Annotated in this window: 10 protein-coding genes; 5 read left to right on the top strand and 5 right to left on the bottom strand. The window is 75.7% G+C overall.

Features of this window, described 5'->3' with window-relative positions; all coding sequences use genetic code 11:
* Positions 1-61 precede the first annotated feature (61 nt).
* Entirely contained in the window at positions 62-1606 is a 1545-nt protein-coding gene (locus tag DQ238_RS23530; RefSeq protein ID WP_113780075.1) for a methyl-accepting chemotaxis protein, read from the top strand.
* Between the two features lie 4 nt (positions 1607-1610).
* On the opposite strand, the gene DQ238_RS04310 is transcribed toward DQ238_RS23530, so the two are convergent.
* The 4 genes from DQ238_RS04310 to DQ238_RS04295 form a co-directional block, all read right to left on the bottom strand.
* Entirely contained in the window at positions 1611-1943 is a 333-nt protein-coding gene (locus tag DQ238_RS04310; RefSeq protein ID WP_233495693.1) for a CDGSH iron-sulfur domain-containing protein, read from the bottom strand.
* A gap of 47 nt (positions 1944-1990) precedes the next feature.
* Positions 1991-5101 (bottom strand): bifunctional [glutamine synthetase] adenylyltransferase/[glutamine synthetase]-adenylyl-L-tyrosine phosphorylase, encoded by a 3111-nt coding sequence (locus DQ238_RS04305; RefSeq protein WP_113780074.1) that lies wholly within the window; start codon positions 5099-5101, stop codon positions 1991-1993.
* Entirely contained in the window at positions 5098-5838 is a 741-nt protein-coding gene (locus DQ238_RS04300) for a type 1 glutamine amidotransferase (protein WP_113780073.1), read from the bottom strand. The genes DQ238_RS04305 and DQ238_RS04300 overlap by 4 nt, the downstream gene beginning before the upstream one ends.
* A 147-nt stretch (positions 5839-5985) precedes the next feature.
* Complete coding sequence (locus tag DQ238_RS04295) at positions 5986-7326, bottom strand: glutamine synthetase family protein (RefSeq protein WP_113780160.1); 1341 nt, start codon at positions 7324-7326, stop codon at positions 5986-5988.
* 157 nt (positions 7327-7483) lie between these two features.
* Between DQ238_RS04295 and DQ238_RS04290 the strand changes: the two genes are divergently transcribed.
* From DQ238_RS04290 to panB, 4 genes are all read left to right on the top strand, one after another.
* The gene (locus DQ238_RS04290; protein WP_113780072.1) at positions 7484-8284 is read left to right on the top strand and encodes an SDR family oxidoreductase; all 801 of its coding nucleotides are present in this window, start codon (positions 7484-7486) and stop codon (positions 8282-8284) included.
* A 124-nt stretch (positions 8285-8408) separates the two neighbouring features.
* On the top strand, positions 8409-9236 hold the full coding sequence (locus DQ238_RS04285) for a slipin family protein (RefSeq protein ID WP_113780071.1): 828 nt from the start codon (positions 8409-8411) through the stop codon (positions 9234-9236).
* Between the two features lie 53 nt (positions 9237-9289).
* Positions 9290-11122 carry an NAD+ synthase gene (locus tag DQ238_RS04280; protein WP_113780070.1) on the top strand — a complete coding sequence of 611 codons (1833 nt, stop codon included), beginning with the start codon at positions 9290-9292 and terminating at the stop codon, positions 11120-11122.
* Positions 11123-11188: 66 nt separating this feature from the next.
* The gene (panB, locus tag DQ238_RS04275; RefSeq protein WP_113780069.1) at positions 11189-12022 is read left to right on the top strand and encodes a 3-methyl-2-oxobutanoate hydroxymethyltransferase; all 834 of its coding nucleotides are present in this window, start codon (positions 11189-11191) and stop codon (positions 12020-12022) included.
* A gap of 106 nt (positions 12023-12128) precedes the next feature.
* On the opposite strand, the gene DQ238_RS04270 is transcribed toward panB, so the two are convergent.
* On the bottom strand, positions 12129-13058 hold the full coding sequence (locus DQ238_RS04270; RefSeq protein WP_113780068.1) for a hypothetical protein: 930 nt from the start codon (positions 13056-13058) through the stop codon (positions 12129-12131).
* Positions 13059-13182: the final 124 nt, after the last annotated feature.

The raw sequence follows: 13182 nt of genomic DNA, 5'->3' as shown, positions 1-13182 counted from the left end.
CCTGTGCTGCGACCCGGTCGGGCACGTCCGTGCGCCGACCGTCGGGGGGATGGAGGATCGCATGCGCAAGCGGGACAGCCAGCGGCCTGCGGAGCCGACCGCGCAGCCACGGGACGTCGAGGCCCTGGAACGGGTCGTCCAGTCGCTCGACGGCGGCGTCAGCAGCGAGGTCGAGACCTACGAGCGCAGCGTGCGGGCGCTCGTGGACTTCCTGGGGATGGCCTACGGCGCGGCCTGGCTGCCCGGCGCCGAGGGGCACTTCGAGCTGCGCGTGACCGAGGGCGAGCTGGCTCCCGCGATGGCCGCGGCGTGGCGGCAGGGCACGACGATGTCGGCCGGCGCCGGCTACGGCGGGCAGGCCCTGCGCCAGCGCAGCACCGTCCTGATGGACGAGGCCACCGCGACCGCCACCTGCCCGCGCTGGGCCACGGCCCGGGCCCACGGCGCCCGCCAGGGCTGCTTCATGCCGGTGGTCGAGGACGGTCGGGTCACCGCCGTCCTCGAGTACTACAGCCGCAGCGACCTGCCCTTCTTCGGCGGCCGGGCGGAGAAGTGGCAGGCGATCGGCCGGCTGCTCACGCACGCCCGGCGCAGCGCGCTGGCCACCATCCAGCTGCAGGAGACCCTCGACGACCGGGCCGCCGTCACCGAGGTCGTCACCGAGGTCGGCCGGGCCCGGGACGAGCGGAGCGCCCTGCGGACCGCGCTGGACACCGTGCGCACCGCCTTCGGCTGGGCCTACGGCTCGTTCTGGGCCCTGGACGAGACCGAGAACGTCCTGCGCTTCTCCGTCGAGTCCGGCTCGGCCGGTGAGGAGTTCCGCAAGGTCACCCTCGCCGCCAGCTTCGCCGAGGGCGTTGGCCTGTCCGGCCGGGCCTGGCGGGCGCGGGACCTGGTGTTCGTGCGCGACCTGGCCGAGGTCACCGACTGCGTGCGTGCGCCGGCCGCCCAGCGCGCCGGGGTCCGCTCGGGCGTCTGCTTCCCGATCTTGGCCGATGGGCGCGTCGTCGGGACGATGGACTTCTTCGTCACCGAGACGATCGACCTGTCCGAGTCCCGGGCCTCCGCGCTGCGCAACGTGCAGCAGCTGGTCTCCCAGCGGCTGGACATCCTGCGCCGCGCCGAGGCCGACGCCGCCAACTCCCGGGCGCTGCTGGAGACCGTCGCCCTGCTGCGGGACGCCGCGGCCGACGCCGGCCGGGTGGCCGAGAGCGCCGTCGCGCGGGCCTCGTCGATGACCGCCGAGGTGGAGGCGCTGGGCCGGGCGTCGGCGGCGGTCAGCGACGTCATCCGGATCATCTCCTCGATCGCCGACCAGACCAACCTGCTGGCGCTCAACGCCACCATCGAGGCCGCCCGCGCCGGAGAGCTCGGCCGCGGCTTCGCCGTCGTCGCCGGGGAGGTCAAGGACCTCGCCCGGGAGACCGCCGCGGCGACCCAGCGCGTGTCGACGCAGGTCACCGGCATCCAGACCAGCGCCGAGGCGGTGTCGGCCGGCATCCTCGCCACCGGCGAGGTGATCGGCGAGCTCGACGCCGTCCAGGCCCGGATCGGCGCGGCGCTGGAGGAGCAGGAGCGGATGGCCAAGGCCTTCGAGCTGCGCTGAGGCCTCAGGAGGGGTCTTCCCGCCGGTCCTCGCGCCGGTCCTCGCGCCGGTCCTCGCGCCGGATGCGGGCAGCCGGCCGGGGACGGCTCGGCGCGCTCGGGGCGGAGAACCCGGCGCGCTTGTGCGAGCCGTCGCAGAAGGGCTTGATGCCGGACTTCCCGCACCGGCACAGCGCCACCGTCTCGCGGCCGGGGTCGATCTCCTCGCCGTCCTGGTCGACCAGGCGGAAGTCGCCGCGGACGATGAGCGGCCCGTCCCGGTAGGGGGTGATGGTGGCCGTCCGGTCGCGGACGGGGGTCGGCTGGTCGTCCTCGGGCAGGTCGGGGTGTGGCGACACGCACCCAGCCTGCCCCGCCGGGCCGCCCGGCAACCGCGCGGCCCCGGTCAGCCGGGGGGCCGGCCGTAGAAGACCTGCTCCACGACGCTGCGCGCGTGCCGGGTGGCCCGCCGGTAGTCGTCGAGGAACTGCCCGGGTTCGACGTCCGGGCCGCAGCCGCTGGCCCGGGCCACGCCGGCGAGCTCCACGCCCGGCCGGGGCAGCTGGTCGCTGGGCCGGCCGCGGACGAGGAAGACCGCGTTGCGCGCCCGGCTGGCCAGCTCCCAGGCCCGTTGCAGGGCGCCGGCCTGCTCGGCGTCGAGCAGGCCGGCGTCGCGCAGCGCGGCCAGGGCGCCCACCGTGGAGGGGATCCGCAGCGCGGGGACGCGGGCGGCGTGCTGCAGCTGCAGCAGCTGGACGGTCCACTCGACGTCGGCCAGCCCGCCGCGGCCCAGCTTGGCGTGCGTCGTGGGGTCGGCGCCGCGGGGCAGGCGCTCGCGCTCCACCCGCGCCTTGATGCGGCGGATCTCGGCGACCTGCTCGGCCGACAGCCCGCCGGCCGGGTAGCGGATCGGGTCGACCAGCTCGGTGAACGCCGTCCCCAGCTCCTCGTCGCCGGCGACCGGGACGGCGCGCAGCAGCGCCTGTTCCTCCCAGACCGACATCCAGCGCTCGTAGTACTCGCGGTAGGAGTCCAGGCTGCGCACCAGGGCGCCCTGCCGGCCCTCCGGCCGCAGGTCGGCGTCGACCTCGAAGGCCGGGTCCGGCGCCGGTTCGCCCAGCAGCCGGCGCAGGGTGTGCGCGACCGCGTTGGCCGCGGCGGTGGCCTTCGCCTCCTCCGCACCCCCACGCGGCCGGTGCACGAAGAGCACGTCGGCGTCGGAGCCGTAGCCCATCTCGCCGCCGCCGAGACGGCCCATGCCGATCACCGCGACGTCGGTCGGCAGGTCGGCCGGGTCGATGCCGGCGTCGGCGGCGTGCGCGCGGACGGCGACGTCCAGGCCGACCTGCAGGGTGGCGACGGCGACGTCGGTGAGCGCCCGGCCGACCCGCTCGACGTCGAGCAGGCCGAGCAGGTCGGCGGCCGCGACCCGCAGCAGCTCGTGGCGACGCAGCCCGCGCAGCACCCGGATGCCGTCGGCCGGGTCGGCCGCCCGCGCGGCCGCCTGCCGCCACGCCCCGGCCAGCGCCTCGGCGGTGCGGGGCTCGAGCTCGGCGTCGTCGGCGAGCACGCGCAGCGCCTCGGGGGTGCGGGTGAGCAGCGAGGCGACGTACTGGCTGGCGCCCAGCAGGCGCGCCAGCCGCTCGGCCACCTGCCCCTCGTCGCGCAGCAGCCGCAGGTACCACTGGTTGCCGCCGAGGGCCTCGCTGACCCTGCGGTAGGCCAGCAGGCCCGCGTCGGGGTCGGCGGAGTCGGCGAGGGTCTGCAGCACGACCGGCAGCAGGTAGCGCTGCATCGACGCCGACCGGGACACCCCGCCGGTGAGCGCGGCCATGTGCCGCAGGGCGCCGTCGGGGTCGGCGAAGCCGAGGGCGCGCAGCCAGTCGCGGGCGGCCGTGGAGCCCAGGTGCGCGGCGTCGGCCGGCACGCGGGCCACCGCCGACAGCAGCGGCCGGTAGAACAGCTTCTCGTGCAGCCGGCGCACCTCGCGGGTGTGCAACGACAGCTCGGCGGCCAGGACGTCGACGGCGCTGCCGCGGGAGTCGGGCTTGTAGCCGAGCGAGCGGGCCAGCCAGCGCAGCTGCTGCTCGTCGGCGGGCAGCAGGTGGGTGCGGCGCAGCCGCAGCAGCTGCAGCCGGTGCTCGACGGTGCGCAGGAAGCGGTAGGAGGCGATGAGGGTGTCGGCGTCGTCCCGGCCGACGTAGCCGCCGGCGCGCAGCGCGGCCAGCGCCGGCAGGGTGCCGCCGACGCGCAGCGTCGGGTCGACCCGGCCGTGCACCAGCTGCAGCAGCTGGACGGCGAACTCGACGTCGCGCAGCCCGCCGCGGCCGAGCTTGAGCTCCCGCTCGGCCTGCGCCGGGGGGATGGTGTCGAGCACCCGCCGGCGCATGGCCTGCACCTCGGCGACGAACCCGGGCCGGTCGCCGGCCTGCCAAACCAGCGGCCACAGCGCCTCGACGTACTCCCGGCCGAGGTCGGGATCGCCGGCCACCGGGCGCATCTTCAGCAGCGCCTGGAACTCCCAGGTGCTGGCCCACTGCCGGTAGTAGGCGGTGTGCCCGGCGAGGGTGCGCACCAGTGCGCCGGCCTTGCCCTCGGGCCGCAGCGCGGCGTCGAGCTCCCAGGCGGCCTCGCGGCAGACGCGCATGAGCGCGGCGGCGACCCGGGTGGCGCTGCGGAGCGCGGGCGCCTCCGGCTCCTGGGGGTCGACCGGCTCGGCCACGAACACCACGTCGACGTCGCTGACGTAGTTGAGCTCCCGGCCGCCGCACTTGCCCAGGCCGATGACCGCCAGTCGGCAGGCCGCGGCGTCGGCCGGCTGCTCGGCGACCGCGACCGCCAGCGCGGCGGTGACGACCGCGCCGGCGACGTCGGCGAGCTCGGCGGCGACGTCCTCGGCGGCCAGGCCCTCACCGAGGTCGCGGCCGGCGAGGGAGAGGACCGCCCGCCGGTGGGCCAGCCGCAGCGCCGCCACCCGCGGGAGGCCGGCGTCCGGCGCGGCCTTACCCAGCCGCACGCCCCACGGCGGGTCGTCGGGGTCGGCGCCGACGGCGACGAGCATCTGCCGCTGCAGCGCCTGCGGGGTGGGCCGGGTCGGGCCCCGGTCGGCGCCGTCGCCGTCGGGGTCGAGGACGGTCCAGTCGCCGGGGTGGGCGGCGAGGTGGTCGGCCAGGCCGGCGCTGGCGCCGAGCACCCCGAGCAGCCGGGCCCGCAGCACCGCCGAGCCGCGCAGCCGGGCCAGCAGCGCGGCGGCCGACCCGCCGGCCGGGTCGGCGCGGTCGAGGGACTCGACCAGCCGGCGCAGCGACCGGACGGCGAGGTCGGGGTCGCCGGTGCGGGCCAGCGCGGACACCACCGGGCCGGCCTCGGGGTCGGCCGGCTCGTTGCGCTCGAGGTCCCACAGCCCCATGGCCGGCTCCGACAGCAGCCGGGCGGCCCGCTCGCCGTCGAGGAAGCCGAAGCGCACCAGCCGGACCACCGCCTGACGCGGGATCCCCGGCGCGTCGCTGGCGGTCACCGGGCGGCGGTCCCGGCTCGGGCTCGGGCGCGCACCAGGTCGGCGAAGCGACCGGCGAACGGCGCCCACACCTCCTCCAGGTCGGGGTGGACGCCGGCGGCGCGCTCGGCGACGGTGGCGGCGTCGAACGGGGTGGCCGCGACCCCCACCGGGTCGTGCTGCGCCCAGCGGCGGACCACGTCGGGGTCGGTCTCGATGTGGAACTGCAGCGCGTAGCCGTGCCGGCCGAGCCGGAAGGCCTGGTGCGGGTAGCGCGGGCTGCTGGCCAGCAGGGTGGCTCCGGGGGGCAGCTCGGCGATCTCGTCGTGGTGCCACTGGACGACGTCCGGCGACAGCGGGAGGGGGGCGAACAGCGGGTCGGTGTCGGCGGCGTCCCGCTTGGCCACCAGCAGGGCGCCGACCTCGGGCCCGTCGACGCCGACGCGCACCCGCCCGCCGCCGACCTGCGCCATCAGCTGCGCGCCCAGGCAGACGGCCAGGGTGGGCAGGTCGTCGCCGAGAGCCCGGCCCAGCAGGTCGCGGACGCCGGTCAGCTCGGGGGCGACGTCCTCGGGGTCCAGCGACGACTGGGGGCCGCCGAGCACCAGCAGCCCGTCGTGCCCGGAGAGGTCGTCGGGCAGCGGGTCCCCGGCGGCCAGGTGCCGCTCGTCGAGCTCCAGCCCGGCCGCGCGCAACCACTGCCCCAGCCGGGCGGGCGGATCGGTCTCGCTGGGGACGACGACGAGCAGGCGGGCCACGCATCGAGCGTAGTTGCCGCGACCCGCTGGAACGGCCACCCTTCGCCGGTCCCGCTGGCCTCCCTGCCGGGCCCCGCCGCGAGCTTGCGAGGGGGGCAGGGAGGTCCTCTCACGAGGCGTGGGGGAAGGGTGGTCCTTCTCCTCCTCCTACAGGCCCGGCAGGTAGCGCATGAGCTCCCAGGGGGTCACGTTCCGCCGGTAGGCGTGGAACTCCGCCCACTTGTTGCGCAGGAAGAACTCGAAGACGTGCTCGCCCAGGGTCTCGGCGACCAGCTCGCTGCCCTGCATCGCGGTCAGCGCCTCGCCGAGGGACACCGGCAGGTCGTCGTACCCGGCGGCGCGCCGCTCGGTGTCGGTGAGCGACCAGACGTCGTCCTCGGCCTCGGGGGGCAGCTCGTAGCCCTTCTCGACGCCGCGCAGGCCGGCGGCCAGCAGCACCGCGAAGGTGAGGTAGGGGTTGCACGCGGAGTCCGGCGAGCGGACCTCCACCCGCGCCGACTGCGCCTTGCTCGGCTTGTAGGAGGGCACCCGCACCAGCGCCGAGCGGTTGGCCCGCCCCCAGGTCACCGCGGTCGGCGCCTCGGTGCCGGCCAGCAGCCGGCGGTAGGAGTTGACCGTCTGGTTGGTGACGGCGGTGAACTCGCGGGCGTGGGTGAGCAGGCCGGCGATGAACTGCTTGCCGGTGACCGACAGCTTCATCGGGTCCGACGGGTCGTGGAAGGCGTTGCTGTCGCCCTCGAACAGCGACAGGTGGGTGTGCAGCGCCGAGCCGGCCAGGTCGGTGAACGGCTTGGGCATGAAGGTGGCGTGCACGCCCTGGGTCAGCGCGACCTCACGGACGACGTGCCGCAGGGTCATGATGTTGTCGGCCATCGACAGCGCGTCGGCGTAGCGCAGGTCGATCTCCTGCTGGCCCGGCGACACCTCGTGGTGGCTGAACTCCACCGAGATCCCCATCGCCTCCAGCGCGAAGACCGCCTCCCGGCGGAAGTCGTGGGCGACGTTGTGCGTGGACAGGTCGAAGTAGCCGCCGGTGTCGGCCGGCTCGGGGGCGCTGCCGTCGGTCGGGAGGTCCTTGACGAGGAAGAACTCGACCTCGGGGTGGGTGTAGAAGGTGAAGCCCATCTCCGCGGCCTTCGACAGCGCCCGGCGCAGCACGTGCCGCGGGTCGGCCCAGGACGGCGTCCCGTCGGGCAGCGTGAGGTCGCAGAACATCCGCGCGGTGTCGCTGGGCTGCCCCTTGGCCGCCGGCATCACCTGGAACGTCGCCGGGTCGGGCTTGGCGAGCATGTCGGACTCGTAGACGCGGGCGAAGCCCTCGATCGCCGAGCCGTCGAAGCCGATGCCCTCGGCGAAGGCGGCCTCGATCTCGGCGGGCGCCACGGCCACGGCCTTGAGGTAGCCGGAGACGTCGGTGAACCACAGCCGCACGAAGCGGATGTCGCGTTCCTCGAGGGTGCGCAGGACGAACTCCTGCTGTCGGTCCATGCTCGCCATGATCTGAGTCCAGTCGTGTCCGGGGTGTGTCGCCGCCCCCAACCCTGCCCCGTCCCGCCGGCCGGCACACGAGGTCGGGCCCTCGGTCTGCCCGTGTCGTGATCCCGCTGGTCGCCAGCGCGGGGAGGTCGCGCCATGCTGCCGTGACGTGACCTCCGCTCCCGGCCCGGGACCCGGCCCGCTGGCCGGCCGGGTGGCCCTCGTCACCGGCGCCAGCCGCCGGATCGCCATCGGCGCCGCGATCGCGCGGCGGCTGGTCGCCGACGGGGCCGCCGTCGTGCTGCACTCGTGGGCGCCGTACGACGCCGAGCAGCCCTGGGGCGCGGATCCGGGTGGGGCCGACGCCCTGGTCGACGAGCTGCGCGCGGCCGGCGGGCGGGTGGCGCACGTGCCCGCCGACCTGGCCGACCCGCAGGCACCGGCCCGGCTGGTCGAGACGGCCCGCCGGGCCTTCGGCCACCTCGACGTCCTCGTCGCCAACCACGCGCGCAGCGGTGCCCAGTCCCTCGAGCAGCTGACCGCCGCCGAGCTCGACCTCACCTACGCGGTGAACACCCGGGCCACGCTGCTGCTGGTCCAGGCGTTCGCGGCGCAGCACGACGGCCGGCCGGGTGGACGGCTGCTCACCTTCACCTCGGGCCAGTACTCCGCCGCCATGCCCGCCGAGCTGCCCTACACCGCTTCGAAGGCCGCCCTCCACCAGCTGACCCGCAGCCTCGCCGTCCACCTCATGCCTCGCGGGATCACGGTCAACTGCGTCGACCCGGGGCCCAACGACACCGGCTACGCCGACGCGCAGCTGCACGCGGCCGTCGCCGCCGCCAACCCCGGCGGCCGCTGGAGCACCCCGCAGGACACCGCCCGCCTGGTGGCCTGGCTGGGAAGCGACGAGGCGGCCTGGGTCACCGGGCAGGTCATCGCCTCCGACGGCGGCTGGTCGGCCCGCTGATCGGCGCGCCGCGACCGGCCCCTGCGCGACGACCTCGGCGTTAGCATGGGAGCGCCGTTCTGAGGGCGTCCCGGCCACGGGCGCGACCTGCGCGTCCGGCCGGGCACCGGCGGCGGGGGACGTGATGGACGTCGTTCTCGCAGTGGTCGTCCTGGTGCTCGCGGGCGTGCTGGTGCTGCTGGGCGCGAGCGTGCGGGTCGTGGCCCAGTACGAGCGGGGGGTCGTGCTCCGCCTGGGCCGGGTGCTCGGCGAGCCGCGGGGCCCGGGGCCCACCGTCATCACGCCGGGGATCGACCGGATGCGCAAGGTGAACACGCAGATCGTCACCATGCCGGTGCCGGCCCAGGAGGGCATCACCCGGGACAACGTGACCGTCAAGGTCGACGCCGTCGTCTACTGGCGGGTCTTCGACCCGGTCCGCGTGGTGGTCGACGTGCAGAACTACCAGGCCGCCATCGGCCAGGTCGCCCAGGCGTCGCTGCGCTCGATCATCGGCAAGAGCGACCTCGACGACCTGCTGTCCAACCGGGAGCGGCTCAACCAGGGCCTGGAGCTGATGATGGACAGTCCGGCCGTCGACTGGGGCGTGCACATCGACCGGGTGGACATCAAGGACGTCGCGCTGCCCGAGTCGATGAAGCGGTCGATGTCGCGCCAGGCCGAGGCCGAGCGGGAGCGCCGGTCGCGGGTGATCACCGCGGAAGGCGAGCTGCAGGCCTCGCAGAAGCTGGCGCAGGCCGCCGAGGTGATGACCACCCAGCCGGCCGCGCTGCAGCTGCGCCTGCTGCAGACCATGGTGGAGGTCGCTGCGGAGAAGAACTCCACGGTCGTCCTGCCGTTCCCGGTCGAGCTGCTGCGCTTCCTCGAGCGGTCCACGCCACCGGGCGCCGAGGAGCGCCCGGCGCCGGCGGTGGACGGCGTCCCTGTCCCCCGCCCGACCGCCCCGGCCTGAGCACGGCGCTCCCCGCCTGGCCGGACGGCGGGGACGGCGACGAGACTGAGCCGGTGACTGACGCGCGGGTGCAGCTGCGGGTGGCCCTGGCCCAGGTCGACACGACGGTCGGGAACCTGCCCGGCAACGCCGAGCTGGTGACCCGGTGGACGGCGCGGGCCGCCGACGCCGGCGCCTCCCTCGTGGTGTTCCCCGAGATGACCCTCACCGGCTACCCGCCCGAGGACCTCGTGCTGCGGGAGTCCTTCGCCCGCGCCAGCGAGCAGGCGGTGGTCGACCTCGCCGCCGAGCTCGACCGCCAGGGGCTGGGCGCTCTCGCCGTCGTCGTCGGGTACCTGGCGCACACCGAGGGCGTCGGCCCGGCGCCGGTGGACACCCCGCCGACCGACGACGACCGGCCCGGTGACGCCAACCCGCGCCGCGGCGCGCCGCGCAACGCCGCCGCCCTGCTGTACGGCGGCGAGGTCGTCGTCCGCTACCACAAGCGGCACCTGCCCAACTACGGCGTCTTCGACGAGGCGCGCTACTTCGTGCCCGGCACCGAGCTGCCGGTCGTGCGGCTGCACGGCGTCGACGTCGCCCTGACCATCTGCGAGGACCTCTGGGTCGAGGGCGGCCCGTGCGGGGTCGCCGGCCAGGCCGGGGTGGACCTCGTCGTCTCCCCCAACGCCTCGCCCTACGAGCGGGCCAAGGACGACGCCCGGCTGCCGCTGGTCCGCCGCCGCGCGGCCGAGGCGCGGGCGACGGTCGTCTACTGCAACCAGGTGGGCGGGCAGGACGAGCTGGTCTTCGACGGCGGCTCGATGGCGGTGGCGCCGGACGGCGAGCTGCTGGCCCGCGCCCCCCGGTTCGTCGAGCACCTGCTCACCGTCGACCTGGCGCTCGACCCGGCGTCCGTGCCCGAGCGGCGAGAGGGCCGGATCGGGCCGATGACGGTGACCCGGCACGTGCTCTCCGAGCAGGCGGTGCCGGCGTTCGGGCCGCGGCCGGGCGCCGTGGCCGAGCCGCTGTCGGACTGCGAGGAGGTCTGGCGCGCCCTGGTGCTGGGCCTGCGCGACTTCATCGACAAGAACGGCCTGCCCTCGGTCGTCCTCGGCCTCTCCGGCGGCATCGACTCCGCGCTGGTGGCCGCGCTGGCGGTGGACGCGCTCGGCCCCGACCGGGTGTACGGGGTGGCGCTGCCGTCGAGGTACTCCAGCGAGCACTCCCTCACCGACGCCGAGGACAGCGCGAAGCGGCTGGGGCTGCACTTCTCGGTGGTCCCGATCGCGCCGATGGTCGACGCCTACTCCTCGGTCGTCGACCTCTCCGGGGTCGCGGCGGAGAACCTGCAGGCGCGGGTGCGCGGCACCCTGCTCATGGGGCTGTCCAACCAGCACGGCCACCTGCTGCTGGCCACCAGCAACAAGAGCGAGGTGGCCGTCGGCTACTCGACCCTCTACGGCGACGCGGCCGGCGGGTTCGCCCCGATCAAGGACGTCCCCAAGACGCTGGTGTGGGAGCTGGCCCGCTGGCGCAACGCCTGGGCCCGCGGGCGCGGCGAGGTCGAGCCGATCCCGCAGAACTCGATCGACAAGCCGCCGTCGGCCGAGCTCGCCCCGGGGCAGCAGGACAGCGACTCGCTGCCCTCCTACGAGGAGCTCGACGCGGTGGTCGCCGACTACGTCGACCGCGACCTGGGCATGGCCGAGCTGCTCGAGCGCGGCCACGACCCCGAGGTGGTGGCCCGGGTGCTGCGGCTGGTCGACACCGCCGAGTTCAAGCGCCGGCAGTCGGCGCCGGGAACGAAGATCAGCCTGAAGGCGTTCGGCCGGGATCGGCGTCTGCCGATCACCAACCGCTGGCGGGAGAGCCTGCCCAGCGTCCGCGAAGGAGCGGCACCGTGACGGAGCTTGCGACGGCAGCAGGAGGCCGAGCGTGAACGAGCTCGCGAGTCCAGCAGGGGACACGGCATGAGCGAACCAGTCCTCTACGGCGGCAAGTCGACCGCCCGCGTCCGCGTGCACCACCTGCAGCAGGCCAAGGAGCGCGGCGAGAAGTGGGCGATGCTCACCGCCTACGACACCACGAGCGCGGCGGTGTTCGAGGAGGCCGGCATCCCGGTGCTCCTGGTCGGGGACTCCGCCGGCAACGTCGTCCTCGGGCACCCCTCGACCGTCCCGGTGACCGTGGAGGACATCCTGCTGATGACCAAGGCGGTGACCCGCTCCACCACGCGGGTGCTGGTCGTCGCCGACCTGCCGTTCGGCAGCTACGAGGCCGGGCCGCAGCAGGCGCTGGCCACCGCCGTGCGGATGATGAAGGAGGGCGGCGCGCAGGCGGTCAAGCTCGAGGGCGGGGCGCGGGTGGCCCCGCAGGTGCGGGCGCTCGCCGAGAACGGCGTCCCGGTGATGGCGCACATCGGGTTCACCCCGCAGAGCGAGCACGCGCTCGGCGGCTTCCGGGTGCAGGGCCGCGGCTCCGCGGGTGCGGAACGGCTGCTGGCCGACGCGCACGCCGTCGCCGACGCCGGCGCGTTCGCCGTCGTCCTGGAGATGGTGCCGGCCGAGCTGGCCGCCCAGGTGACCAAGGAGCTGGCCATCCCCACCATCGGCATCGGCGCGGGCGCGGACTGCGACGCGCAGGTGCTGGTCTGGCCGGACATGGCCGGGTTCACCGCTGGCCGGGTGCCGCGGTTCGTCAAGAAGTACGCCGACCTGCGCGCCGAGCTGCTGCGCGCGGCCCGCGAGTACGCCGAGGAGGTCCGCACCGGCGCCTTCCCCGGCCCGGAGCACTCCTTCGAGTAGCCCGCCCGGCGGCCCCGGCTAGCCACGGTGCCGCGTTGCCGGTCGCGCTCGTGCGGTGCCGGTCCGACCGCGCCAGCGATCCACGAGGGCAACCGGCAACGTGTCGTCATCCGGCGCGGCGGCCGGCCCAGGCGAGGGCCCGGCGCACCCGGGGGCCCAGGACGGCCGGCGTCAGGTCGGCCCAGGTCCACCGGACGACGCCCCAGTCCTCCGCGCGGACGGCGTCCTCCCGGCGCTTCTCCTCGAACACCGCGTCCCCGGGCTCCTGCCCCGGGCGCAGCAGGCGGCCGTACTCGATCCGTCCGTCGAACTCACCCACCACCCGCGCCTGCTCCCACGCGAAGTCGGCCCGACCGAGGAACACACCGGACGACGTGCTGATCGGCAGCTGCAGGGTCGACGGCCCCAGGCCCAGCCGGTGCAGCAGCACGCGGCTGCGGCTCTCCCCCACGCTCTCGCTGCGCCCGTCGGCGAAGCGGACGGCGCGGGCCGCGGCCCGGCTGCCCCGCGTGCCGGTGATCGCGGCGAGCCCCGCCGCCAGCTCGGCTGGGTGTACCAGCCGTTGGAAGAGGGCCGCGTCCAACGAGACGACCGCCGCCCCGAGAGGCAGTGACCGGCCCAGGTCCAGGAGGGTGCGGGTCGGCGCGGTGACCGGCAGACCGTCGACCTCGACGACCTCGTCGTCCCCGAGCCGGGCGACGTGGCAGCGCAGGTACCTGCCGACCTCGCTGGAGGCCGGCGGACGACGGGTCACGTGCACCCGCCCCAGCCCCGCGCCCCACACCGGCAGGCCGAGGAGCACCGCCGCTGACTGGTGGCTCACCGCCGCCGGCCGGCGCAGCCCGGCCAGGGTGGCGTGGACGAGCAGGCGGTGACGGGTCTCCTCCGCCGTGGGAGGTCCACCGAGCAGGTAGGCACCCGGGCGCAGCCGTGCCAGGTGGCCGCTCCGGGTGTGCCGGGCTAGCTCGTCGTCGCTCCACCCCTGCTCCTCCGCCGCGCGGCGGAGGAGCAGGTCGGACGGGTCGTGGGGATCCATGCCTGCGACCCTGCCCGGCCGACGCGGCCGGATGGAGGCCGGCCGGGGATCGGTGCACGGCCGTCCGGGCTGTGGACACCGCGGGCCGGGCCCGCAGTGCCGGGTCGTCTCGCGCATTGCCGGT

It is taken from the genome of Geodermatophilus sp. TF02-6 (assembly GCF_003319115.1).
In the GTDB taxonomy this organism is placed as follows: domain Bacteria; phylum Actinomycetota; class Actinomycetes; order Mycobacteriales; family Geodermatophilaceae; genus Geodermatophilus.
This window is presented reverse-complemented; position numbering and strand designations above follow the sequence as displayed.